Annotated in this window: 25 protein-coding genes and 1 pseudogene; 13 read left to right on the top strand and 13 right to left on the bottom strand. The window is 45.9% G+C overall.

The window, feature by feature from the left end; translation table 11 throughout:
* Positions 1–80 precede the first annotated feature (80 nt).
* The 3 genes from ACKTT2_RS28100 to ACKTT2_RS28090 are packed head-to-tail and all read left to right on the top strand — an operon-like array spanning position 81 to position 3,395.
* The gene (locus ACKTT2_RS28100; protein ID WP_407892793.1) at positions 81–2,378 is read left to right on the top strand and encodes a molybdopterin oxidoreductase family protein; all 2,298 of its coding nucleotides are present in this window, start codon (positions 81–83) and stop codon (positions 2,376–2,378) included.
* Positions 2,379–2,834: a hypothetical protein gene (locus ACKTT2_RS28095; protein WP_407892791.1), complete on the top strand. Its 456-nt coding sequence runs from the start codon at positions 2,379–2,381 to the stop codon at positions 2,832–2,834.
* A 9-nt stretch (positions 2,835–2,843) separates the two neighbouring features.
* Positions 2,844–3,395: an HPP family protein gene (locus tag ACKTT2_RS28090; RefSeq protein WP_407892789.1), complete on the top strand. Its 552-nt coding sequence runs from the start codon at positions 2,844–2,846 to the stop codon at positions 3,393–3,395.
* Positions 3,396–3,577: 182 nt separating this feature from the next.
* Here ACKTT2_RS28090 and ACKTT2_RS28085 read toward each other — a convergent pair whose 3' ends face one another.
* From ACKTT2_RS28085 to ACKTT2_RS28065, 5 genes are all read right to left on the bottom strand, one after another.
* Positions 3,578–5,860: an FUSC family protein gene (locus ACKTT2_RS28085; protein ID WP_407892787.1), complete on the bottom strand. Its 2,283-nt coding sequence runs from the start codon at positions 5,858–5,860 to the stop codon at positions 3,578–3,580.
* 274 nt (positions 5,861–6,134) lie between these two features.
* The gene (locus ACKTT2_RS28080) at positions 6,135–6,326 is read right to left on the bottom strand and encodes a DUF2171 domain-containing protein (RefSeq protein WP_407892785.1); all 192 of its coding nucleotides are present in this window, start codon (positions 6,324–6,326) and stop codon (positions 6,135–6,137) included.
* A gap of 257 nt (positions 6,327–6,583) precedes the next feature.
* Positions 6,584–6,940 (bottom strand): hypothetical protein, encoded by a 357-nt coding sequence (locus ACKTT2_RS28075; protein WP_407892783.1) that lies wholly within the window; start codon positions 6,938–6,940, stop codon positions 6,584–6,586.
* Positions 6,941–6,976: 36 nt separating this feature from the next.
* Positions 6,977–9,394, bottom strand: a complete 2,418-nt coding sequence (locus ACKTT2_RS28070) for a glycoside hydrolase family 65 protein (RefSeq protein WP_407892781.1) — start codon at positions 9,392–9,394, stop codon at positions 6,977–6,979.
* A 116-nt stretch (positions 9,395–9,510) separates the two neighbouring features.
* Positions 9,511–9,903, bottom strand: coding sequence for a hypothetical protein (locus ACKTT2_RS28065; protein ID WP_407892865.1), 393 nt, complete (start codon positions 9,901–9,903; stop codon positions 9,511–9,513).
* Between the two features lie 761 nt (positions 9,904–10,664).
* Here ACKTT2_RS28065 and ACKTT2_RS28060 point away from each other — a divergent pair.
* The 10 genes from ACKTT2_RS28060 to ACKTT2_RS28015 are packed head-to-tail and all read left to right on the top strand — an operon-like array spanning position 10,665 to position 17,437.
* Positions 10,665–11,159: a DUF2231 domain-containing protein gene (locus tag ACKTT2_RS28060; RefSeq protein ID WP_407892779.1), complete on the top strand. Its 495-nt coding sequence runs from the start codon at positions 10,665–10,667 to the stop codon at positions 11,157–11,159.
* The gene (locus ACKTT2_RS28055) at positions 11,156–11,761 is read left to right on the top strand and encodes a DUF2231 domain-containing protein (protein WP_407892777.1); all 606 of its coding nucleotides are present in this window, start codon (positions 11,156–11,158) and stop codon (positions 11,759–11,761) included. The genes ACKTT2_RS28060 and ACKTT2_RS28055 overlap by 4 nt, the downstream gene beginning before the upstream one ends.
* Positions 11,762–11,782: 21 nt before the next feature.
* Positions 11,783–12,703, top strand: a complete 921-nt coding sequence (locus ACKTT2_RS28050) for a cytochrome c oxidase subunit II (protein WP_407892775.1) — start codon at positions 11,783–11,785, stop codon at positions 12,701–12,703.
* Positions 12,693–14,363: a cytochrome c oxidase subunit I gene (gene ctaD, locus ACKTT2_RS28045; RefSeq protein WP_407892773.1), complete on the top strand. Its 1,671-nt coding sequence runs from the start codon at positions 12,693–12,695 to the stop codon at positions 14,361–14,363. Before ACKTT2_RS28050 ends, ctaD begins: the two co-directional genes overlap by 11 nt.
* A 44-nt stretch (positions 14,364–14,407) precedes the next feature.
* On the top strand, positions 14,408–15,073 hold the full coding sequence (locus ACKTT2_RS28040; protein WP_407892863.1) for a cytochrome c oxidase subunit 3: 666 nt from the start codon (positions 14,408–14,410) through the stop codon (positions 15,071–15,073).
* A gap of 22 nt (positions 15,074–15,095) precedes the next feature.
* Complete coding sequence (locus ACKTT2_RS28035; RefSeq protein WP_407892771.1) at positions 15,096–15,344, top strand: hypothetical protein; 249 nt, start codon at positions 15,096–15,098, stop codon at positions 15,342–15,344.
* 39 nt (positions 15,345–15,383) lie between these two features.
* Positions 15,384–16,757, top strand: coding sequence for an NAD(P)/FAD-dependent oxidoreductase (locus ACKTT2_RS28030; RefSeq protein WP_407892769.1), 1,374 nt, complete (start codon positions 15,384–15,386; stop codon positions 16,755–16,757).
* A 15-nt stretch (positions 16,758–16,772) separates the two neighbouring features.
* Positions 16,773–16,913, top strand: coding sequence for a type II toxin-antitoxin system MqsR family toxin (locus ACKTT2_RS28025; protein ID WP_155748496.1), 141 nt, complete (start codon positions 16,773–16,775; stop codon positions 16,911–16,913).
* Complete coding sequence (locus ACKTT2_RS28020; RefSeq protein ID WP_407892767.1) at positions 16,906–17,295, top strand: type II toxin-antitoxin system MqsA family antitoxin; 390 nt, start codon at positions 16,906–16,908, stop codon at positions 17,293–17,295. The genes ACKTT2_RS28025 and ACKTT2_RS28020 overlap by 8 nt, the downstream gene beginning before the upstream one ends.
* Positions 17,255–17,437, top strand: coding sequence for a hypothetical protein (locus ACKTT2_RS28015; RefSeq protein WP_407892765.1), 183 nt, complete (start codon positions 17,255–17,257; stop codon positions 17,435–17,437). Before ACKTT2_RS28020 ends, ACKTT2_RS28015 begins: the two co-directional genes overlap by 41 nt.
* An 85-nt stretch (positions 17,438–17,522) precedes the next feature.
* Here ACKTT2_RS28015 and ACKTT2_RS28010 read toward each other — a convergent pair whose 3' ends face one another.
* From ACKTT2_RS28010 to ACKTT2_RS27975, 8 genes and pseudogenes are all read right to left on the bottom strand, one after another.
* Positions 17,523–18,038 carry an HPP family protein gene (locus tag ACKTT2_RS28010; protein WP_407892763.1) on the bottom strand — a complete coding sequence of 172 codons (516 nt, stop codon included), beginning with the start codon at positions 18,036–18,038 and terminating at the stop codon, positions 17,523–17,525.
* A gap of 9 nt (positions 18,039–18,047) precedes the next feature.
* Complete coding sequence (locus tag ACKTT2_RS28005) at positions 18,048–18,539, bottom strand: DUF1622 domain-containing protein (protein WP_407892761.1); 492 nt, start codon at positions 18,537–18,539, stop codon at positions 18,048–18,050.
* A gap of 171 nt (positions 18,540–18,710) precedes the next feature.
* The gene (locus tag ACKTT2_RS28000; protein WP_407892759.1) at positions 18,711–18,971 is read right to left on the bottom strand and encodes a hypothetical protein; all 261 of its coding nucleotides are present in this window, start codon (positions 18,969–18,971) and stop codon (positions 18,711–18,713) included.
* 102 nt (positions 18,972–19,073) lie between these two features.
* Positions 19,074–21,299 carry a xanthine dehydrogenase family protein molybdopterin-binding subunit gene (locus ACKTT2_RS27995; protein ID WP_407892757.1) on the bottom strand — a complete coding sequence of 742 codons (2,226 nt, stop codon included), beginning with the start codon at positions 21,297–21,299 and terminating at the stop codon, positions 19,074–19,076.
* A 1-nt stretch (position 21,300) separates the two neighbouring features.
* Positions 21,301–22,290 (bottom strand): FAD binding domain-containing protein, encoded by a 990-nt coding sequence (locus ACKTT2_RS27990; RefSeq protein ID WP_407892755.1) that lies wholly within the window; start codon positions 22,288–22,290, stop codon positions 21,301–21,303.
* The gene (locus tag ACKTT2_RS27985) at positions 22,287–22,820 is read right to left on the bottom strand and encodes a (2Fe-2S)-binding protein (RefSeq protein WP_407892753.1); all 534 of its coding nucleotides are present in this window, start codon (positions 22,818–22,820) and stop codon (positions 22,287–22,289) included. Before ACKTT2_RS27985 ends, ACKTT2_RS27990 begins: the two co-directional genes overlap by 4 nt.
* A 217-nt stretch (positions 22,821–23,037) precedes the next feature.
* Positions 23,038–24,141 (bottom strand): hypothetical protein, encoded by a 1,104-nt coding sequence (locus ACKTT2_RS27980; RefSeq protein WP_407892751.1) that lies wholly within the window; start codon positions 24,139–24,141, stop codon positions 23,038–23,040.
* A gap of 679 nt (positions 24,142–24,820) precedes the next feature.
* Positions 24,821–25,612 (bottom strand): annotated as a pseudogene (locus ACKTT2_RS27975) (NAD(P)H-quinone oxidoreductase); the annotation flags it as partial.
* Positions 25,613–25,615: the final 3 nt, after the last annotated feature.

Genomic DNA, 25,615 nt, shown 5'->3' with positions numbered 1-25,615 from the left:
AGAGAAAATGTAGCTATTGGTAAAATTTTTATGCTGGTTAAAAGACGTACTTTTTACTTCTTTGAAATTAGAAATTCATCATGCACCAGAGCCGTGATAGTATTGCTGACATTTGGGGCGATCGCACCCCATACCTCGATCGCTGGTTTGAACGAGTTGACGAGCGCACTCTAGAAGAACCAGACTCTTGGGTACAATCTGCCTGTGTCCTCTGCTCCAATGGCTGCGGTATGGATATCGGTGTCAAAGATGGTCGCATCGTTGGTGTGCGGGGTCGCACAGTGGATGCAGTAAACTGGGGACGGCTTGGTCCCAAGGGGCTGCATGGATGGGAAGCAAACAACAGCCCAGACCGCCTCACTCATCCGCTCATTCGTCGCAATGGCAAGCTTGAGCGTGCAAGTTGGGACGAAGCAATGGGTTTGATTGTGCAGCGTTCCAAAGAGATTATTGACCAGCATACAAGTCAAGCGATCGGCTTCTACACTACTGGGCAACTGTTCATCGAGGAATATTACACCCTCGGCATCATCGGTAAAGCCGGACTCGGTACACCTCACATGGACGGCAATACCCGTCTTTGTACAGCAACCGCAGCCGCAGCGCTGAAGGAGTCCTTCGGTTGTGACGGGCAAGTTGGCGGATACCACGATATTGATACCACAGAGGCAATTCTCCACGTTGGACATAATATCGCTTCGCAGCAAACTGTTATGTGGATGCGGATTCTAGACAGGCGAAAGGGTCCGAATCCCCCCAAGCTGGTTGTCATTGACCCCCGTCGCACCTTTACGGCAAAAGAGGCAGATGTTCATTTAGCACCGCAAGTTGGCACGAATGTCCCGGTGATGAATGGTTTGCTCAACCTAATTATTGAAGCCGGACACATCAACAGCGAGTTCATCGACAAGCACACAGTTGGCTTTCTCAAACTGAAAGAGACAGTTTCTTGCTGGACTCCAGAACGGGTGGAACAAGTCGCCAAAGTACCTGCACAGCAGTTACGGGCAGCAGCAGACATTCTGGGAACCGCAAAAACGCTGGTATCTACCGTATTGCAAGGCGTGTATCAATCAATGCAAGCGACAGCCGCAGCCGTGCAAGTGAACAATCTTCATATCATTCGGGGTTTGATTGGTATAGAGGGCTGCGGAATCCTGCAAATGAATGGACAGCCAACGGCGCAGAATACCCGTGAATGTGGTGCTGATGGTGACTTACCTGGTTTCCGTAACTGGGGGAATCCCAACCATGTTGCCGAATTAGCGCGTTTGTGGAATGTTGATGTTGATATCATCCCCCATTGGAGTCCACCCACCCATGCAATGCAGATTTTCCGTTATTGCGAACAGGGTTCAATTAAGCTGCTGTGGATTAGCGCTACGAACCCGGCTGTTTCGATGCCAGACCTCTCCCGGATTCGCAGTATTCTGAGGAAGGATGACTTGTTTGTGATTGTTCAGGACGCCTTTTTAACAGAAACCACCGAGTTTGCTGATGTGGTGTTACCTGCGGCGATTTGGGGTGAGAAAACTGGATGCTTTACCAACGCCGGACGCACGGTACATATTTCGCATAAAGCAGTCGAACCCCCTGGCGAAGCGCGTTCTGATTTCGATATCTTCCTTGACTACGCTCGCCGTATGAACTTTCGCGACAAGGATGGCGCACCTTTAATTAAATGGAGTGACCCAGAAGGTGCGTTTGAAGCGTGGAAGGAATGCACTCGCGGTCGTCCTTGCGATTATACAGGTCTGAGTTATGCCAAACTTACGGGTGGTTCTGGCATCCAATGGCCCTGCAACGAAAAATTTCCTAATGGGGTGAATAACCTTTATACCGACAACATCTTCGCTACTGCTGCTGATTACTGCGAATCCTACGGACAAGATTTTGATACAGGTGCATCTGTTTCGGAACAAGAATATCGAGCAAATGACCCCAAGGGGCGCGCTTTAATCAAACCAGCCGATTACCGACCACCGCACGAGCAACCGGATGATGAATATCCTTTCTGGCTGACCACCGGACGGTTAGTATATCACTTTCACACGCGCACAAAAACGGGTCGAGCGAAGAATTTATACAATGCGGCTCCTGATGCATTTGTACAGATTTCCGAGGAGGATGCAGCAAAGTACGGTATTGCTGATGGGGATTTGATACAGGTCGTGTCGCGTCGGGGCAAGGTGGTAGAACCTGCAAAGATTGGCGATATTATACCGGGAACGCTATTCATTCCCTTTCACTACGGTAATTGGGATGACCCTGGACGTACTCGTGCGGCAAATGAATTAACTATTACTGAGTGGGACCCCGTGAGCAAACAACCCCACTTTAAATACGCAGCTGTTCGCATTCGGAAAGTGGAGGGTTAAATGCACGTTGGAAATTATTTGGCATTAGTTCATCACAGTGAGGAACAACTGAATCGTGCATTGATGACAGTTGCTTCACATCATGGTGATGAACCTGATATCACCCAAATCTGCGAATTTCTGGCAGAGCGATCGCGTGTCAACATTGAGGCACTCAAACCACTCATCGATCGCTATGCAGAAGAGAAAAGCGACGAACCCGAACGTCTTACCCAAGCCTTATTTAAGGAACCTCGTACAGGTAGCCTTGCCCTCCTACGAGATTTACACGACCTCTGGTTGATGGCAAACGAGGTGCAACTGTGCTGGATAGTGCTGCTGCAAGCGGCAAGGGCATTACGCGACAAAGAATTAGAAGCAGTTTGTGAGAAGTGTAACGGTCAAACCAAGCGGCAAATTGCTTGGTTAATGAGTCGTATTCAGCAAGCTGCACCACAAGCGTTAGTTGTAGCGTAAGTTCATACCATGAATAAACAACAGCACAGTCCTCAAAGTAGCACTTCATCAACCCGACCAAATCCAGTTCCCGATTATATTTGGGCACCCCTTGCTTCCGGTGGACTAATGCTGTTAGTGGGATTGCTAGGACTAGCGTCACATCAACCCTTGATTTTTCCCAGTCTCGGACCCACAGCATTTCTCCAAGCAGAACAGCCAGAGCAGCCAAGTGCCAAATTTTACAACGTTGTTGTCGGACATTTATTGGGGTTGGGTGCGGGGTTGTTAGCAGTAAAATTGCTAGGTGCCGATAACGCTCCTAGTGTGCTAGGAACCGCACAACTAGCGCCAGTGCGTGTGTGGGCAGCAGTTTTAGCTGGGATGTTGAATATGTTGGCTGGTTTGCTGCTTAATGCTTCCCATCCCCCAGCAGCTGCTACAACCCTACTTGTGGCATTGGGTGGGTTCAAACCAAATTTACATAGTGTAGTAATAATTATAATAGGTGTTTTAATTGTAGCAGTGGGAGGTGAAATGTTGCGTCGCTTTCGCTTGCGGCAGTTCTCAAAATCTGTATAGTGAAGACCTATTGTATCAGAGTCAGTAATTCATCAGATGTTCATCACTCCTCATTCACGGGAGTCACTGAACGAAGTGAGCGTGGGGTCTTAAACCCTTGAACATTCGCTCACTCTCTGAGGGCGGGAGCCAGTATTCCATAAATGCCTCCTGCCTCCTGCCCGAAGCCTTTCTTGATAAAACTATTCTTGCAGACGGGCAATTACACAGTGCATAACTGTAATTTTGTTAACAATTCGATCTAGTTCTGTAGATAGAAGAGTTTGTTCTCGAACGGCTTGTAATGTGGGAGTTAAAGTGTTGGAGTTTGTGGCAATTTCTGATAAACGAGCGGTATGTAGCTGTTCAATTTGGTTGTGAATTGCTTCAAGATAGCTATCGAGCGCTGGTAATTGTTGAGGTGGCTGTCCCTGCCCAAGGGCATCTGCTAAGTTTTCCAAAACTTGGATAATGGTATCGGCAAGTCGCTTGAATTCAGTAAATTGGTACTCACCACTGAATTCCCGCAGATGTTCTGCCAAAGTTGTAACCGAACTGAAAAAGCCACGAATATATACCATCAGCGTCATTACAGGTTCGATTTCTCCCTGAACGTGACGAGGTTCGCTGAACAATCGTTGAGCGGCGGCGGCAGCGTTGACGTTTTCTAATGCCGCTTGATGGCGTAATTTGTTGATAGAATTAGCAGATGCATCCTGCTGTGGATAGAGATAGTTAGCAATGACCTGTTGAAAGTAGGCAAGATTTGCTCGAATCGTCTTTTCCACTTGTGCAGGAAGTTGATGTCGTTCCCAACGGGGGAAAAGCAAATAGCTGCCAAGCAGTGCTAAAACACCCCCAGCCAAGCTATCAACGATACGCAATACTCCCACTTTCCAACCACCTGCACTAATAAGGTTGAGTAGCAAAATGATGGCGGGAGTGAGTAGTATAGTGAATATGCTGTAGCTTAACGATCGCACCGACATAGCAGTAAACACGAGCAGCAGGAAACAGACTGCGATCGCCAATGGATTCTTAATTAGTAAAACTAGAGTAATGCCGATAATTCCACCTAGAATAGTACCAATGACTCTTTGTACTGTTGTCTCGAACGTTCCACCAAAGTTGGGCTTAAGGGCAACTAAAGCTGTTAACGTTATCCAGTAGCCTCTAGGTAGTTGCAATAGTGAGGCAAGTAATTCAGCGAACGTTACGATCAGTGCTAGGCGCAACGCATGACGAAACATGACTGAATCAAAAGTCAAGTGATTTCGCAGTGTATCAATAATTGCATAACACTCTGACTGTGCTGGAGGGAAAATGTCTCTCTGGGCAATGTTACTCTGTTTTCCCTGGATTAAATCTGTAACAATATCTGCATCAGTATGAATCTGCTGTGCCAGGTTTGTAAAACTAGCTGTAATCTTCCTCAGGTTGACTAGATCGGAATACTCGTCTGTGTCAACATTTATCGTTTGATTGAGAACTTGAGAGCGCAGAACTTCCCATTGGTGTTGCAGTGCTTCAACCGTCCGATCCAAATCCCCTAGGTGAACTAAGTTTTTTCCTTTGGCGATTGCTTCTGATAACATTAAAAGAGCAATTGCCAACTGTTCTATCACTTGCTGAATTTCTTTGTGTAACCAGGAAAACAGTTGACTTTCGGATGCGATCGCCAACAGTTCCCTCAGTGCTACAACAGAATTCACAATTTGATTGACATCCTCAATCAACAAGAGTAAGTGATTTCCCCGAGCTTCGGCTCCTTTTTGCCTATTCCATAGAGTTGTCCAAACGCTACGGGCTGATGTCAAATCTTGAATAACAGTATCCTGAGCTTGCAAAAAGCGCTGTTCCCACTCCTGACGATCCTTTGGATTTAATGTCTCGCTTGCTGTTTCCACAAATTTACTCAACGAGAGATAACACTTAGCGACTACCTGCATTGCAGGTACGTAAGGATGCACCACCCACAGTCCTAATGACAACACAGTTGTCCATGTTCCACCAAAAAGACATAGCGCACAGTGTTGAATAAGAGTAGACAAATTGGAAAATGAAGCAAATCTAGCAAGCGAGATCGCAAACATGATTGAAGTGACTAAGCTCACAGATGCAGCAACGCTGCCATACAGTCCTGCTAAACCTGCTATAAATATCACAAGGAACGTTGTTGGGATAGCTAACCAGAGATGACTACTAACTAGACTCGCCATCAGGAAGACCACAGTCACTCCCACAGTGGCTGCTATCATAGCAGTTGCTCTCTGGCGATAGGTTCCGTCAACATTTACCATACCAACGAACCAAGCTGCCATAGTGGCAATTGCACTTGTAGCAGCATGACCTGTAATGACTCCAACACCAATCGGGACACCCAGTATAAAAAGGCTACGTAATCCGGAGAAAATGGCGGGTTTACCTGGCTTGAGTTGAAACTGTTGTAACAACCAACTGAGATGACGTTTATCTGTAGATGGCATTATTAGGCTGGCGATTGTAACATGAATAGCCCGCCAAGAACTTGACGGCGAGAAGCTTTTTTGAAGGTATCTTTTTGTTCCATACTGAGTTTTTGAATTGAATCCCGCTTCACTGAATTAATTTGAAAGCAGGTTCAAGGGCGGTTTCTGTGAATGTCAGGACAAGCTTTTGACTTGTACTTAGAACTACGTGATAGCAAGTTGCCGATCCATCAATTCTGACTTCGCTTCTGATGCGGTCTTACTCAGGTACACTGCTTTCTCGTCTACTGATTCAATCTAATCGATGGGGAAGCAGTGGTGCTTGGTGCTGCCCATCTAGGGAGTCATCCTTCGTCAACTTGATATACTTGCCACCTTCGACCCTATCCACAGTACCAATATGTTCGTCGGATGCACCTTGCATACTCCCCGAACCTTTAGCATGAACAATCAAATGTTCTTCGATCTTAGATACATCTACCATCTTACATTTCCTGATAAGAATGATTGAATGACCTTATCCTAGAAAGTACAGTATTCCTTTCCTTCTAACCAATGAAGGAGGCTTTGAATCGACCGTTCTCTCAAATGGAATACATTAAATAAACATAATAAAGTTATCAACAATACATTGGTGACAAGTTAAGGTCGTCAACCATTTGTCAATAAGTAATAATGCTTAAAATCTAGCCAAAGCTCAAGGTCTGAAACACTATTTTTAAGCTAGCGCTCGCGTTATATTTAAATGCATCGTTCATCCTTAGTAAATAGTTGGGGAAATTTTTGTGTTACTTTCAACACTATACAACTGCCAAAGGATTCACCACATATGTAAACAGACGAGCGCGGTTGTTTTTCTAGTTCTATTTGAGTTAAAGCTACTACTTTCTCGGCTAGGTCATCCCAACTTGTGAGTTCATCTGGTGGAATCACAAAGCATCGCAAATCAAAAGAAGTTTCTAAACCCTTTGTCTGTAGACGCAGAAGTTCTTTGCCAGTTTCATCCATCCCAGGTAGAAACACAAAAAGCGGATAGTTTGGATTGGATGGCAAGGGAGTGAGAAAGTAAGGATGACTATTAACTTTAGATACATTCAATTTGCTGAACTACTAGGAAGTCCTTCAGATTCATTATCACTCTTCGCAGGCACATTTTGTCTCTATCGGTCCTCCCTCAAGTTCAAGAACAGGTTTTAGTTCTACCGACACCGGAATGCCAACAGACAGATGAATGTCTTCACCTTGATGAGCGATCGCCAACTCAGTTCCCTGCTTTAGCAAATATGTTGCTGATTTGTCATCAATATTAACCTCCAATCGCTGCCCTCGAATAGTTAAGGGAAATTGCAGCCGTTTTATGACTTTGGGCAATCTTGGGTCGAAAGATAAGCGCCCATTACAATCTCGCAGACCTCCAAATCCATACACCAGAACCATCCAGGTTCCTCCCATAGCAGCAATATGGCAACCGTCTTTCGCATTACCAGCCACATCGCCCAGATCCATAAGGATAGCATACTTGGCATATGCGATCGCCTTGGACATATAACCGATTTCGGCAGCTATAATACTCTGAATACACACAGAAAGAGAGGAATCTCCCGTTGTCAGAGGATCGTAATAATCGAAGTTACGCCGCTTCTGTTCGAGTGAAAACTCATGACCTAATAAAAGCATTGCCAGCACGATATCTGCCTGCTTAATAACCTGATGTCTATAAATCACCAGTGGGTGAAAGTGTAGTAGCAATGGATACTGACTGGCTGGTGTATTTTCAAAATCCCAAACCTCGTCGTCTAGAAAGCCATCGTTCTGGAGATGAATTCCTAATTTTTCATCAAAGGGCAGATAGATTTTATCCGCCGCCTTCTTCCAGTTCTCCACCTCAGAAAGTTCCAGATTGGTTTTATCGACTAAAACGTTAAACAACTCTGGGTATTGTTCGTGCAGGGTCTCAACAGTTTTTGCGGCGTACCAGAGATTCTCTCTTGCCATCAAATTTGTATAAGTATTATTATTGACTACGGTATTGTATTCATCAGGTCCCGTGACACCATGAATGCAGAACTGACCGCCCGCTCGTTCCGAAAAGAACCCAAGGCTATACCACATCCGAGCTGTTTCGACCAACATCTCTACCCCTTCTTTGAAGAGAAATTCCTTATCCCCCGTTGCTTCAACATACTTTTTTAACGCATACATGATGTCTGCATCAATGTGGTATTGAGCGGTTCCAGCTGCATAGTAGGCAGATGCTTCTTCACCATCGATCGTCCTCCACGGAAAAAGTGCTCCTTTTTGACTGACGGATTGCGATCGCTGTCGTGCTTTATCCAGTATGCTGTAGCGAAATCTCAGCAAGTTTTTAGCAATATGCGGATCTGTGTAAATCAAGAATGGCAAGACATAAATCTCCATATCCCAAAAGTAATGTCCTTCATAGGCTTGACTGGTCAGCCCTTTTGCCGCCACACCACATCCTTCTGCTCGCGCTGATGCTTGAAAGATTTGAAATAAATTAAAGCGTATCGCTTGCTGCATTAAGTCGGGTAGCACATCGGGATGATTTGGATCGTCCTCAATCTGGATATCGCTGTTTATCCAAAAATCATTTAAATACTGTCGTTGGCTTGCTAGCAGCTCGTCAAAACCATTAACTATGGCGCGCTCGAGCGTTCGTCCGGCTTGCGAACATAATTCTTTTGTCGGAGAATGGTCAGAGGTGTGATAGGTTATGTACTTCACCAACCGAATCGGGATACCGGGTTGAGCATCTACGCAGAAAACGACCTTACCATCATCTTCGGAACACTCGCTGTCGTAAGAGTAAGAACATTGTGTTTCAAACCAATGATCTATACCACAGGCTAAAGTCATGTGACTGTTTTTAGTGATGTGACCGAGTATAATACGACGATCTTTAACATAGTGTTGTTGAGGCAGCAGTACGCGCTCTTTAAAACCCTTAGCGAGTCGAGGATCGCCTTCACTAGCACGAACAGTGGGATCGTAATGCATTTCGGAGGAAATTACAACTGGTGCTTGAGCATTTATAAGAGTCACTTCATAAGAGATAGCTGCCAGATGTCGGTGTACAAAAGAAACGAGTCGGCGCGATCGGATAGAAACTTGCTTACCGGATGGTGTTTCCCAGAGAATGTTGCGATCGAGAGTACCGGCTTGCATATCAAGGGAGCGTTCAAAACCGAGCAAATTGGCTGTAGGCAGATAAAACGGTTCATCATCAACATATAGCTTGATAATTTTGCTGTCGGTGACATTCACGATCGTCTGCCCTGTCTTAGCAAAGCCATAAGCTTCCTCTGCATAGACAATCGGCCAGGTTTCATAAAAGCCATTGATAAACGTACCATTTTGACCTACGGGAGCACCTTCCTCAAACACTCCTCGCATTCCCAGATAGCCATTCCCTGTTGAAAATAGTGTTTCCATCTGTTCCAGGAAACGGGGATAAAACTGCTTTTCCACCCACCGCCAAGGTTCAGGGGGATAAATGTATCTGGGAGGATTTACAGGTTTACATTGTAGCATTGACTTTAGCTTTAACCTTGTTCAGATGGTACGATACTACCTCACACCCAAAGCATTCAGCATAAAAGGTATAGCCCTACCACAAAACGTGTCACAGTACATAAGCGCACACTTTATTATGGTGGACTGCTACCGCCATTGCGGTCACGTAAATATTCCCAAATCTGCCGTATTTCGTTACGAAAATTTTGACGGTCGATTGCGGCTTGCTGACGATCTTGTACGGCTTGCTGACGATCTTGTGCGGCTTGCTCTGCCAAGTTATTGATGTTGCGGTTGGTTTGTTCAGCTAAAGAATCTATTCTTTGGTTTACAGCGGCAACGTTTTCGGTTAATTGCTGGATGTTGGCAACCAACACATCAATGGTGTTATTGTGTGCCTGGGTGTTGGCAACCAACACATCAATGGTGTTATTGTGTGCTGCTACCTGTTCACCTACGTTGGTAAAGAGAGTTTCTAAGCGGCTTAAGCGTTCTTCTACGGTTGGTGATTGTTTTGTAGACATAATAGTGTCAAGTCACGAGCGATAAAAATTGCGTAATTTTATACATTACCTTAACTTATGATAATATCTTTTTTACTAATAGATATCTCCGAACGATACAACCGATTAAGTCGCTACCAACAGCAGAGCTTCTTGATGTCCATATTAATCATCAGCATAAAGACGCGCCATGCTCTAAAGTTGAATATTGTTAATTGTAATCAAACCAGGATTAACAGTAACTTTTGTAGGCATCAACTATTCTCCGTGTCAAGATGGAGAAACCTGGTATCTGGGAGATACCAGGTTTCTAAGGATCGCAGAGCGGTCGAAGATTGGTATAGACAATAGACAATAGTTATAATTTAATAAAAAATAAGTATAATTACTTAAATTTTAGGAAGATCTGACAAAATTATAATTATTTGTGTTATCGATCGCAAAAATTTATAAAGTATGTATATTTTTATGAAAAAATAGTTTTTAAAAGCTTAATCAGCCTAAAGAAAGATTTTCTCAACTTACACTTGCTTATTTAATGAAGTAGGTTTGTTATTTCTTTAGATAGATTAAAGAGTAATAAAGATATAGCATTTATCAAGCAAATGAAGTACACGGGTAGGGGCGAACGACCGGAAAACCCTTACATTAGGTGTACCTCATAGACATGAAATCTGCTACAACGACATGAAATCTGCTACAACCAAAAGCCTTAAATTTTTTCGTTATGACTATCATTGTCAACCAAAAGTCATTTAGAATTTTATGACTATCAGGAGAACGCAATGCCAGTTCTGCCGCTAAATAATCAGAATTTACCTTATCCCGACCCTCTACACCCCATCATCGTTCACTTTGTCATTGCGATGGTGTTTTTTTCTTTCTTCTGCGATGTGGTAGGCTATTTCACCCGTAACCACCGTTTATTTGAGGTAAGTTTCTGGAATATGTTTGTTGCCTCAGTAACAATTTTTCTAGCGGTTATCTTTGGTCAGTTTGAAGCAGGTTTAGCAAACGCTTACGAAGCCGTCCAACCAACTCTAAATTTTCACACGGTTATCGGTTGGTCACTAGCGGCTATTGTTGCTGCGATCGCAGCTTGGCGGTTCGTGATTCGCAAGCGCAACCCCCTAAAGATACCACCTGCTTATTTAGGTGCAGCAACGTTTTTGATTTGTCTGGTGTTCTTACAAATCTATTTGGGGAGCAAGCTGTTTTGGGTATACGGGCTACATGTAGAGCCTGTTGTTCAAGCGATGAAGCAGGGGGGTTCGCCATGAACTGGCAACCGCTCGATGAGTTAGGATTGAAGCTAGGAGCTAACGGACTACCCTATGAGATTCCTTTGCATCCAAATCTGGTACATCTAACGCTAGGTTTGTTCATCATTGCGATCGCGTTTGATATAGCAGGAGCACTTTTTCCCATAGAACGATTCATCTTCAAGTTTTTGGCTCTGCCTGCTATCCGTTCTGGCTTCTTCGATGTCGGGTGGTACAATCTACTAGGAGCAGCAGTTGTGACATTTTTCACTGTTGCAGCTGGTTTTTTCGAGCTGCTGCTAGCAAACCCACCGCTTAATACAAAGAGTGCTTGGGGGTTAAGCGCTCCTTTGACAATGCTTTTGCATGGTTTGGGTGGGGTTGTTTTATTAGGTGCGATCGTTGCTATGACTGTATGGCGGGGATTGCAGCGCTACCACTGGCGCAAAGACGCGAACAGACAGGTACAGTGGAGTTACTTGTTGGCTGGCATTGCAATACTAGGTATCTTATACGTTCACGGAACATTGGGGGCACATTTGGGAGAGGAGTTTGGAATTCACGTGACTGCTGCTAAATTACTTCGAGAGGGTGCAAACCCAAATTTGCTGCTGAAATAAACGAGAAGCAATGCCGTTTTTATGTTTAGATTTTTTGAATATTTACTCATAGCTGTTTGTGTCGCGGTGCTGCTCGTTATTAGCCGTTGGATAGGGCATTTGGCATATTCTTGGATGCCTCCTCAAGCTACAGTAGAAGCACAAAAAGTTGATTCTTTATTTAGTTTCCTAGTCTCAATTGGTGCATTCATCCTTCTTGGGCTTGTTGGCATGATGGTGTACTCAGCAATCTTCTATCGAGCATCCAAATATGACTACAGTGAGGGACACCCCTCTAGAGGTGATGTGAGGCTAGAAATTCTGTGGACAGCCATCCCTACTCTACTGGTATTGTGGATTGCTTTTCAAAGCTTCAATATTTATCAGCAGTTAGATATCTTGGGCTTGCAGCAAATCGTGCATTTGCATATGCCCTTAGAATCTGAAAAAGCCTACGCCGCACCTGTCACCGACGCTCCCAAACCTGCGTCTGAAACTATTGATGTTTTCGTGAAGCAGTGGGATTGGTCTTTCCGCTATCCCAATAATATTACCAGTCATGAGTTGCACTTGCCTGTTAATCGCAGTACCCGCCTAAATATGCACGCACAAGAGGTACTGCACGGTTTTTACATTCCAGAGTTCCGCTTAAAGCAGGATATAGTTCCCAATCGTCACATTGATGTTGTGCTAACACCCATTCGCATCGGTAAATATCGGTTGAAAGATTCTCAATTTAGTGGTACTTACTTTGCTTTAATGGAGGCAGATGTCTACGTCGAACCTCTGGAAAAATACAACCAGTGGCTCGCTCAAGCTGCTCGCGAACCAATGACTACAAAAAATCAGGCAGTTGCTGAATATAACCAACCACCAAAGACATTTTTCAAGACGGGCTGGTACACTGTCATACCCTCTGAGTCCTCCATCGCCAATCAAAGGAAGGTCGGTCATGACACGTGATGTTGAAAGTATAGCTGGAGCGAGCGAGTCTGGTGATGATTGGCGGCGCTACTTCAGCTTTAGCACCGACCATAAGGTGATTGGCGTTCAATACATGGTGATGACCTTCATTTTCTTTCTGATTGGTGGACTATTAGCAATGATTATTCGTGCCGAATTGCTCACCCCTGAATCAAATTTGGTCGATCGCCCCCTCTATAACGGCTTGTTCACCATGCACGGGACGATCATGATTTTTCTATGGATTATCCCGTTTAATGCAGGTCTTTCTAATTACCTAGTACCGCTGATGATTGGAGCGCGGGACATGGCGTTTCCCCTGCTTAACGCCATCTCTTTCTGGATTCTTCCACCTGCTGGTATTTTGCTACTATCTAGCTTTTTGCTACCGAACGGTCCCGCGCAAGCTGGTTGGTGGTCTTACCCACCAGTCAGTCTCCAAGCTCCGCCCGGTCAAATAATTAACGGTGAATTTATTTGGATTGTGAGTTTGGTACTGATAGGCATCTCTTCAATTATGGGGGCTGTCAACTTTGTGACGACTATCTTTTGGATGCGAGCACCGGGGATGACGTTTTTCCGCATGCCCGTTTTTGTTTGGTCGGTTTTCAGCGCTCAGATATTGCAACTTGTGAATTTACCTTCCCTGACCGGCGCATTTATACTGCTGTTGTTTGACCTGGCTTTCGGTACGCAATTTTTCAAACCTTTAGATAGTGGCGATCCCATCATCTACCAGCACTTATTCTGGTTTTATTCCCATCCGGCTGTATACATTATGGCGCTCCCTGCCTTCGGTATTATTGCTGAGGTTCTCCCCGCCTTTTCCCGCAATCCCCTGTTTGGCTATCGGTCATTAGCGATCGCTTCATTGGGCATTGCTTTCGTTAGTATTTTCGTTTGGGTGCATCATATGTTCACAAGTGCTACCCCAGGCTGGATGCGAATGTTCTTCATGGGTACCTCAATGTTAGTCGCCATACCGACTGGCGTCAAAGCATTTGGCTGGACTGCTACCGTTTGGAAGGGTAAATTACATCTAGAATCACCAATGCTATTTGCCTTGGGAGGTGCAGCAATGTTTATATTTGGTGGTGTGACTGGTGTCATGCTTGCTGCAGTACCATTTGACATTCACGTCAACAATACTTACTTTGTGGTAGGTCACTTCCACTACATTGTTTTCAACACCATCACAATGGCAATTTTCGCAGCCATTTACTACTGGTTCCCGAAGATAACTGGACGGATGTACGCTGAGGGCTGGGGTAAGCTGCACTTCTGGCTAACTTTTATCGGTGCCAATGTGACTTTCTTCTCCATGCACCCGTTAGGATTGCAGGGAATGCTGCGCCGAGTCTCTTCCTACGACCCACAATATCAGGGATGGAACGTCATTGCAAGTCTTGGATCGTTCTTGCTGGGGGTATCGACGTTGCCTTTTATTGCTAACATTGTTGGTTCCTGGCTGTACGGACCTTTAGCAGTCAACAATCCCTGGCATGCTACTGGTTTGGAATGGACCACATCCTCACCACCGCCACGAGATAACTTTGAGGAAATTCCGATTGTTAACAGACCTCCTTACGACTACGGCGATCCCAAATACTCAGTTGTGGAACATCCCCATCAACATGAGTCTGAGGAACACAGGGAATAAGAAAACTCTCCCTACTCCCCACTCCCTACTCCCTACTCCCCCAAATTATGCGTCGTACTATCCATATAGATGAAAGCCCTATCCGATTTGAACGGTGGCAACGACACTTGCCAAAATGGCTACAGCGCTTCCTGCCCAGTGGTGGTGGGCGTGCTCATGACCATCACGGCAAAGGGATGTTTGGCTTTACCGTGTTTCTACTATCGGAAAGTATAATATTTTTAAGTTTTTTCTTTACGTACATTGCTCTGCGACTGACGACTCGTAACTGGTTACCACCTGGTGTATCGGGACCGGAATTATCTACTTTTGTAATTGTTAACACCGTGGTGCTGCTTTCCAGTAGCTTTGTCATCCAAAGCGCAGAAAATGCTCTCAGGCGTCAAAAGCTCAATAAATTCCGCGTGCTATGGTTGATTACAATTAGTATGGGAACCTATTTCCTAATTGGTCAGCTAATTGAGTGGAGAAACCTTGACTTCAAGTTAAGTACGGGATTAGTTGGTTCAACATTCTACTTACTAACAGGTTTCCACGGTTTGCACGTTCTAACTGGTGTTCTTCTCCAGACGATCGTGCTTGTTCGCTCTTTTATTCCCGGTAACTATAACAAGAGTCACTTTGGTGTGAGTGCAACGACTCTATTCTGGCACTTTGTTGATGTTATTTGGGTGATTCTCTTCTCACTTATTTATCTTTGGCAAGTATAAAAATATTTAGGAGGTTCGTTTGATGAATTTATTAGCACAAGAATTGCCAGCGTCAGAAAATCCAAAAACAATTCGAGAAGTTCCACCAGATACGTCTCAAAAAGACCCACTTATTGCAGGGGGTTTACAAAAAGCGCAGTACATCGGCATTATCGGACTTGCGATCGCCCTTGTTGTCGCTGTGGGATTTTTTAGTCGTCGAGTTGAATACGCTATTGTGTTCGCCTTTGTCCTCAGTGCTATTTTAATTGCTTTCTTTTTATTCATATAGCAAATTAGCACATCCCGATCTAACAAGAGGAAATCTTTTATGAATAGTCCAATTTATCAAACTGTGATTGTTGGTGGTGGTTTTACTGGGTTATTTACAGCCTTATACCTAGCTCACGAACACTATCCTCGCTCTGTCATTTTGATCGATAAAAACGAACGCTTTTGTTTTAAACCGTTACTTTACGAGTATTTCAGTGGCGATTTGGATGCTTTTCAGGTCGTACCTCGTTTTTCAGAATTACTTAAGGGTAGTGGGGTCATCTTTGTCAAAGATACGGTGCAATCGATAGACTTACATCAACAAGAAGTCAAATTAGCTTCGGGAACCTCTTATAACTACAGTAACTTAGTCCTAGCTTTAGGCAGTGTGACGGGCTACCATCATGTAGAAGGTGCCCGAGAAAATGCTTTACCTTTTTGGACGCAAGAAGATGCGATCGCTCTTGACAATCATTTGCGCGATTGTTTGCAACGAGCCGTACAAACTCAAGATTCAGAACAACGTCGGAAACTGCTAACAGTAGCTGTTGTTGGTGGTGGAGCGTCTGGTGTGGAAATGGCAGCTACTTTAGCTGATTTTCTCCCCCATTGGTATGGAGCTTTGGGAGGTAATTCTCAAGAAATCCGTATAGTGGTGCTCAATCACGGAAAAGAAATTCTTAATGGTGATATTAACGAACAGTTACGTGAAATTGCTGAAGGGGAATTGAAAAAACGTACAGTACTAATCGAAATGGTTATGGGAGCAGAAGTCACTGCCGTTCGTACCAGCGAAGTAGAATATAAACGCGATAATCGAGTCGAGACATTGCCGACATACACAACAATTTGGACAGCTGGTACCTCCACCCATCCACTGATTCAAGATTTGCCAATTCCTCAAGAACATAGAGATCGTCACGGTCGTCTCCTCGTCACTCCTACCATGCAACTGCTCGACTTTCCAGAAGTTTTTGTTGGTGGTGATTGTGCATCCGTTCAGAATTCCTCACTACCACCTACAGCTCAAGTAGCCTATCAGCAAGGAGCTACTATTGCTCGAAATTTGAAAGCTTTAGCATTAGGAGAAGACCTCAAACCAGTTAAGGTTAATATACGTGGAACCCTATTAAAGTTGGGGCTAAATGATGCGGCTGCTAACCTTTTCAACGTTTTTGAAGTCGTGGGCAAACCCGCGCACCTCATCCGTCAAGGTACTTATTTAACATTACTACCAACTCCAATTCATGATTTCCAAGCCACGAGTGAATGGTTGGATGAAGAAATTTTTCACCGCCACCTTGACCCTCAAGATGTGGGGAAAAAAGTGATACAAGCAGTTGAAGTCGTTGGTGCAGGAGTTGTGGGGGTTTTAGTTGCTAGAAAATTAATCAATATGTTGGGTTCAGAGGATAAACATCAAAAAGCTTGATGAGTTTTATTGTCTATGACAAGCTATGCCGACCATCGCATCTGGCAGGACGTGTACCATGTTCCATCAGAGGTTGGAGTTCTTTATATCAAATTTACAGCGGACGCAGTAACAGAGTTTCTATTGCTATCGTTCAAGGAGAAGGAGAATGACTGACATCACACCGGTTTGCCCAATGACGGGGGCTTCAATGCGCCGCGATGTCCGCCCTATGACGTTAACTTATCGCGGGTCGAGTATTACATTCGATATGCCGGGTTGGTATTGTGATGAGTCGGACGAAAGCATCCATACAAGTGAGGATATGAAGGTATCTGACAGAATGCTGAACCTTTTGAAAGCGAGGGTTGAGGGTTTGCTTAACCCGGAGGAAATTCGCCGTATTCGTAAAAAGTTGCAACTGACACAGTCTCAAGCAGGAGAACTGATTGGTGGTGAGCCACAGGCATTTCAAAAATACGAGGCTGGGGACTTATTGCCTAGTCGCGCAATCACCAGTGCGCTTAAACTACTCGATCGCGATCGTTGCCTTATTTAGGCATCGTTTATTTTCCTTTGATGCAATGCTTGCAGGTATCAACGTACTTCGCCAACTTCACACCGGACACGTCGGCGATTATGTCACTTGGCTAGTATTAGGCTTTAGTACCTTCGGCATCCTGTTGGGAATGCTCTTCTAGTTATTACGGTTTAGGTGCGGTGCAACCTGACCATAATTAAGCGCCGCCACCAGTAACCGAATAATTCGTAATTCGTAATTCGTAATTAGGATTTGCTATAGCGTGCTAGCAGCCACAAGGCAAAACGCTCAAGTACAACTAGTACAGCGGTGAGACCTACCGCAAGACCGAACAAAACCAGGTTGTTTTCGTTGCCAGCACGCAATGCAAAGCTCAAAGAAGTGGGGACTGCAGGGGGATGCACGGCGTCAAGCAGGATCATCAGCACGATCGTTACTACCATCGCAATTCCACCCGAAAAATACCCAGAACCTAAAAGCAAGTGCGTAATCAAACCAATAGTTGCTGCCATCATTTGGGCGAGAACCAACGTCCGGACTGTATTTGTGCCGTGCTGCGGGTCAAGGTAAATCAAAAAAGCACTTGAGGCAAGGGAGGCGAACAGAAGGCGTTGCCGAGTCAGCGCTTCTACTAGCGCTAGTACCACCAATACAGTTACTGTTGGTGCAGCTGCCAGCAATAACTCACCCTTAAGATCTAGTTTTTGTCTGAGGGATCTATTCGCTCCCTCTAAAGGTTTTAAGCTTCGTTTCTGACTCATCACTTCCTTTTAACTACGTTCTGGCTCTGCCAAGCGGCTCTGTTCGCCCTGCTGAATTTCTCGCTCTAGGAAGTAATTGAGCAAGGTTCTCAGTAGAACAATTGCCCCCAAATTCAAAATATCCTGGCGCGTAGGTGCCACAGCAGTGCGAAGAATGTCACTAGCAACAGTAAATTCCAATCCCAACGCCAGCACTCGCCCCAACTGTAAGCGGATTGATTCTGTCGCATTAAAATGCTGCTTGGATCGTGAAAATAATTGGCGAACATATTTAATAATCCCGCGTATGACTGCACCACCAATAACTACCGCAGCGGCAATTTCTGTCCCAGCTGCTAAATAGCCAACAATCAGCTTGAGCCATGCTTCCAATGGACTGCTCGCTACAGCTTCTCTACTATCCTGTCCGGCATTGAGACTTAGAAGTAGAACCAAACCAAAGATTAATGCAAGGGGCAGTAGAATAGTAGCTAAAGACTCTCTTAGAGGTTCTCGTTTCATTTCTTTAGGTCTCCAGGGTAGTAATAAATGCCATCTCGATCGCTATTTCATTGCACGCAAAGATTCTCCCAATGACCAGAGTGCTCCACCTATTAGAAGAATGTCTTTCGTCAGAAATTGACCTGGAAAAGCAGATAGACCGGGAAACGATTCCTCTCAACAAACTGCGCTCTATTCAGGTAAAATTTCGAGCTTAGCTTTCGGAATCGCGTCGAGCGTCTCTTTACTGATGTTAAGGTGCTGCATAACGAGTTCCGGCGTATCGGCAGAATCAACACCAGAAACAGAGCGAAGGTGGTTGTTACTATTGTCACCGCGATCGCGCCGAAGAATTTGCGCTCCTGATGGGCTTTCCGCGCCGTCTGTCTTTCGTTTGAGGCTAATTCCCCGTTTCCGTCCAATACAGAGTCGATCTTTTCGTCTGACATTCATATCTCCTGATTTCAGCTACGTACTCCAATTGGAATCCACTACCAACAAAATAATCACCACTCTATTGCAACGCTCAGCACTTCACACCTCACGCTGACTCGCTCATAGCAACTTGTCCAGCGTAATCGGCAACTCTCTAATACGTTTACCAGTCGCGTGAAAAACTGCGTTGGCGATCGCCGCCGCCACACCAACGATGCCGATTTCGCCCAAGCCTTTGGCACCGAGAGGATTGACAATTGAGTCATCTTCTGGCACGAAAATAACGTCAATATCATGCACGTCGGCGTTGACAGGAACGTGGTACTCCGCCAGATTGTGGTTCATGAAACGTCCGAAGTCTTGGTCAATTACGCTCTGTTCTTGCAACGCCATGCCGATGCCCCAAACAACCGCGCCGAGAATCTGACTTCGCGCCGTTTTAGGATTCAAGATGCGCCCGCCAGCGATCGCACTGACGACGCGTGTGACCTGAATCGTGCCTAACTCTTCGTCAACCTTCACTTCACAGAACACTGCCGAATGAGAATTCCGCGTGTATTGATTTTGCTTTGAGGAGTTAGGTTTAGCGGTAGTTTCTTCTTCAATGCTGTTGACTTCGCCATTTTGCATCGCTGCGGTAATTGAAACAGCGCGTGTTGGATCGTGGCTCAATCTGATTTGCCTGTCTGCGAAAGTTACGTCTTCTAATTTCGCATTGGCGAGGGTTGAATTGTCCATCTTTTGCGCGAGTTTGAATAACTTTTCGCGTACCTTATTGCAGACAACTTTGACCGCCGAGCCAACTGAAGATGCCGTCCACGAACCGCCTTCGATAGGCGCTTCCGGCAATGATGAATCGCCAAGTTTAAATGTCACGTCCTCAATCGGCAAACCAAGGGTTTCGGCAGCGATTTGCGTCATAATCGTGTACGTTCCGGTGCCAATATCAGCCGTCGCGCTACTGACTGTGAGTTTGCCATCGGGAGACAAAATGGCTTTCGCACTTGCTTTTTGTTGTTCTGCCTGCCAAATGCCTGTCGCCAAGCCCCAGCCGATCGAATTATCACCTTCACGCATGGAACGCGGTTCGGGATTTCGCTTCGCCCATCCGAATTTCTCTGCGCCTTGTCGGTAACATTCGCGCAGTTCTTTACTCGAAAAAGGCTTGTCTTCGTTTAGGTCTTTCTCAGCGTAGTTTTTCAGACGCAGTTCGAGCGGGTCGATACCGAGTTTGTAGGCTAGTTCGTCCATTGCACACTCGATCGCGTACACACCTAACACAGCCCCAGGCGCACGCATATCCATCGGCGTGTAAAGGTCAAGCTTTGTTAGTTTGTAATCGAGCTTGACGTTATCGCACTGGTAGAGCACACCCGACCAATTGACGACGTTTTCGGTAAAATCTTCAAACTGCGAAGTCTCTGCGATCGCTTCGTGAATGAGGGCTTCGAGGGTGCCGTCGGGCGCTGCGCCAAGCGCAATTTTCTGCACAGTGTTGGGACGATGACCAAAGGTAAACATTTGTTGGCGCGTCAGCGATACTCTAACCGATCGTTTGAGTGCACGCGCTGCCATCACCGCTAAAAATAATTGATACTGGGGACGCAAACCCGAACCGAATGCCCCACCGACATAGGGTGAGATGACGCGCACATCCTCTTTGGAATACCCAAAAACCTTGCAGACGTATTGATGACTGTTTGGCGCACCTTGTGTTTTGTCATAGACAGTTATTTTACCGTCATCTTCCCAGACAACGGTGGTCGCGAAGGACTCCATTGGATTGTGATGTTCAACTGGGGAAGCATATTCAGCTTCGTGTTGCGTGGCAGCGTTGGCGAATGCTTTTTCAGAGTTACCACGTGGTTTTGACGGCGGTGGGGTACCCGATCTCATTTGTGGTTTGTAGGCTTCTTCGCGCTTTGCATCCAAATTAGTAATATGCTCTTCAAGTGAATACTCGATTTGGACGAGCGTCGCTGCGTAACGCGCCAATTCAAAGGTTTCGGCAACGACAAGCGCAACAGGTTGTCCGCTATACCTAATTTTGTCCTCATGAAGCGGGCGAAATGGTGAACCAGGCGGTGCAGTTTCGTCCTTATAACTTTGGTCAAACCATGCGGTACCTGGCGCATTTTCGTGGGTGAACACTTGCAACACGCCTTCAAGGTTGAGCGCGTCGCTTGCGTCAATTTTCGTAATTCTCCCTTTGGCAATCTCGCTGGAAACGACGTAGCCGTAAGTGAGATTGGGAACATTGAATTCAGCGGCGTATTTTGCTTCCCCGGTTACTTTGGCGTGACCGTCAACGCGGCTCGTCGGTTGTCCGATATAGCTTGTACTCATATCATTGCTCCATTTCTGCGGCTTGCTTTAAAGCATGAACGATCGCACGTTTCGCCAATTCAATTTTGAAAGTGTTGTGACCAAAGCCTTTTGCATCCCGCACGATTGCTTCGGCAACTGTTTGAAAGTTTTCCCTAGTGGCACTTTTACCTTTGAGCATTGCTTCGGCTTCTGTGTTGCGCCAAGGCTTATGCGCCACACCGCCAAGGGCGAGACGTGCTTCTTTGATTTCGTCACCGTCCATTTCTAACGCAGCTGCTACTGACACAAGCGCGAATGCATAGGATGTGCGATCGCGGAGTTTCAGATAAGTGTAATTTTTGGCAAAGCCTTTTGTGGGCAAATCAACCGCCGTAATGATTTCGTCCGCCTGCAAATTAGTGTCAATCTGCGGCGTGTCACCCGGTAAACGATGGAATTCGGCAAACGGTATTATACGTTCACCATTGTTCCCTGTAACGCGAACGATCGCTTCAAGCGCAGCAAGTGCAACGCACATATCTGACGGATGGGTGGCGATACATTGTTCGCTCGTGCCTAAAATCGCGTGAATGCGGTTGTAACCGTTGATTGCAGGGCAGCCTGTTCCGGGTTCGCGTTTATTGCAGGGCGTCGCCGTATCATAGAAGTAATAACAGCGCGTTCTTTGCAAAAGATTTCCGCCCGTTGTTGCCATGTTGCGGAGTTGCGGTGATGCACCTGCTAAAATTGCTTTTGATAGAAGTGGGTAACGTTTTTCGACTTGTTCGTTGTAGGCGGTGTCGGCATTTGTCACGAGTGCGCCGAGTCGTAAACCGCCATCTTCGGTGTCTTCAATTTTGTCCAAAGGCAAGCGCGTAATATCTATCAATCGCCTCGGACGTGCAACATTTTCCTTCATCAAATCAATCAGATTGGTGCCGCCTGCGATAAATTTTGCTGCGTTGTCCCCAGCGATCTCATTCACGGCTAGAACCACGCTGTCAGATTTTGTGTATGAAAAACTTTTCACTGTTCTACACTCCTTTTACTTGGGAGCATCACCTGTTCAATCGCCGCAACTATGTTTGAATAAGCACCGCAACGACAGATATTACCGCTCATTAACTCGCGGATGTCATCTGCTGTTTCTGCTCTGCCCTCAGCTATCAAACCAACGGCGGAACAAATCTGACCGGGCGTGCAATACCCGCATTGAAAAGCGTCGTGTTCGACAAAAGCTTGTTGTAAAGGATGAAGCGCTTCTCCTTCAGCAAGCCCTTCAATTGTTGTCACCTCCGCACCGTCTTTCATGATGGCCAAAGTCAGACACGAATTGATGCGTTTGCCATTTACCAAGACTGTGCAAGCTCCGCACTGTCCGTGGTCGCATCCTTTTTTCGTCCCGGTTAAATCAAGATACTCGCGCAGAGCGTCGAGCAAAGTTGTCCAAGGCGCGATCTTCATTTGTTTTTCTGCGCCATTAATTTTTAGAGTAATTAGACTCTTTGAAGGCAACGAAGCCGAAATATCAGCTAGTCTAGCTTCTAATTTCTTGTTCATAGAAACTCCTAGATAATCTCATCTACAAGGGCAGCAAGCAGCAAGGTTATGTTGTAGCATAGGCATCCAGAGCAACCGCAGGAAACTTAAGGAAACAAAGTAGCCCACCAGAATTGAGATTAAAAAGTACTGAAGCAATTCCTCATCTGGCATTAGTAGGTAATGCCCCAGTTATCGGACTTTTCCTATTCAATTCTAAAGTCCGAATTCTTTTAACTCATGGTGGTGATAAGTAAGTACTGCCATTGGGGGCATCATGACGGTTTGCTATTTCCTGCGAACTGTTCATTTCCACCTGTTCCATCCAAGAGATATTAGAGTAATCACCAATGACGTACAGCCTGTTATAGGGACCTTCGGCGGGTGTCACAGTAAAAGTTGGGCGCACAAGGTCTAGGTAATCTGCAACTGGCTTAGAAAGATGTTGTGCATTGTCGGTAAGTAACAACGCGGCGTGAAAGCCGCGACTAGAGAGTATGGCTGCAGCAACGGCGGACTGCCAATCATTGCTGTTGACTATGGTGAAGCCGTGACCCGCCCCCACCATGTTCCAGCCAACCAAGCCAGTTGGGTCCCACATACGTGCGAAAACAACGCTTACCGTTACCGGATTAGGAGTAAGGGGAGCATTTGATAAGACTTGATCGTCGTTAGTAACGCGAGCAACGGAGCCATATTGCGACAGTTCTTTGATTAAAGCTGGTGAAACCTGTTCTGAACCGCCCATCACATAAATCATCGCTTTCCCTTTGCGCCGAGAGAGTGCCTCTACAGTTGGTCGCGGCAGCTTATCCGTCTTGCTGTCAATCCAAAGAATGCCTGATGGCAAGTGGGATGCCCACTCCGCGATAGGCAGCATGAGCAAGGGTGCATCCGTACTTCCAATGAAGACATCCATGATGCCATTGCCGTTCTTAACAGAGTTCATCATCGTCGGTACTCCCGTATCAGGAGAGTGGATCTGCCCGTAGATCGTGTCGATCTGGTTGGCGAGTGCGTAGTTATCCCGTGCTGTGATGCTGCGCGTTTTTAGTCCAATCTGCTGGAGTTGGTTGAGTACGTTGGGAGATGCAGCTGCGCCGATGACGAAAGCTTGCACGCCATCAGCACGTTCCACTCCCACCGGAGAAAGACGTTGCAACTCTTCAAGGGTAACTGCCGGAATGCCGGACTCGTCAACGAAGAGGATCGGGGCGTTATTGGGAAATTGGATCAATTCGGCAGCGCTGATAGCGGCAACGGGATCGTCTGGGGTAATAAGAATGACAGACCAAGGACGATCGCTCTGACCATTCTTCGTCTTGGGGTCGCTCACAGGCATAGCTGCGGTGAATGCGTGTCGCGTTACGGAGACGGCCACTTCAGCAGGTGTACGACCAAACAGACGTGTCGTATATCGCGTGTTGGCGACATCCGCACTGGGCTGACCCGGTGGGGCGTCCGGCGTGAATGAGGAGGTTTGCGCTGTTGCAAGAGGAATTGGAAGCAGCAAACAAACAGCAATTATAGCGCACAGGAGTAAGACTCCAAACTTATAAAAAGAATGCATATAGAATTTAAACACTAAAACAATTAGATCGCGTCGGTTTTATGAGCTTTATGAGCGAAATCGCCGCCGACTCCTACGCCCGCGTTAATAGCGATCGCATCCACTACTGTGTAATGGCAGAAGCTCGATATGCAAGTATGGGTTAATCCAACCTTTGAATGTAGCTTACGCAAATAAGCATAAAAAGCACCGAAGCAATCTATCCTCTAGCGTTGGTCAGTGATGCCTAAGTTCTTGGACTGTCGAAAGGAATAAATTAGTGGTGATTCTAGATGTGTTCGCGAATACACAAGTCTGTAAGCAATACTTCGCAAGCTTTGTCTGTCAAGCTGAGCCTGCGTCGTTCTAGGCACTGAGAAATTCCAGCAGCGCTTTGTTAATAGCGTCCGGCTGCTCCTCCTGGGACAATCGCAGTGTGGTGTTTCACGAATTCAAGCTGCACAGACATCAATTACTCCTTTGAGGCAATAGTGAGGACAATCTTGCCAAAGTTGCTGTTGTTCTCCATGTAGCGATGAGCCTCAGCAACTTCCTTCAGCTTAAAGCTGCGGTCAATCAGTGGTTTCAGTCTGCCATCTGCAAAAAACGGTAATATTTGCTTGGCAAACTTTTGCGTCAGTATCATTTTTTGCTCGATGGAACGGCTACGTAAGGTCGTTCCCTGCAACCGCAGCCGCTTGCTCATGACGAGTTGCAGATTAATTTGGGCACTAGAACCACTTAGCGTTGCAATCTGCACAATTCTACCGGACTGTGCTGCCGCATTCAAGTTTTTCTCTAGGTAAGCGGCCCCAATAAAGTCCAGAATAATATCGACTCCCCTTGATGCAGTTGCATCGAGTACAACTTGGTCAAATTCCTCTTCATTCGTATTAATGGCTTGGTTTGCACCCAACTGTCGGCATTTCTCTAGTTTCCCAGTACTGCGGCTGGTTGTAAAAATCATACTAGCTCCCATGACCTGCGCTAGCTGTATGGCTGCCGTTCCTACACCGCTAGCACTTGCATGAATCAATACTGTGTTACCAGCTTGAAAGTCTGCTTTGTCAATTAAGGCATCGTAGGCGGTGAAGAACACCTCTGGAATTGCTGCTGCTTGTTCAAAACTGAGATTAGGAGGAATGGACATCAACATTCGCTCATGGGTGAGAATTTGCTCGGCGTATCCGGCTGCACTAAGCAGTCCAAACACCCGATCGCCTAAACGCCACTTGCTAACTTCTGGTCCTAGCTTGTCTACGACTCC

The sequence above is a fragment of the Scytonema hankhaensis NUACC26 genome (assembly GCF_045865695.1).
In the GTDB taxonomy this organism is placed as follows: Bacteria; Cyanobacteriota; Cyanobacteriia; order Cyanobacteriales; family Nostocaceae; genus Scytonema.
Note: the sequence above shows the minus strand (reverse complement) of the source record. Positions and strands in the feature narration are given on the sequence as shown.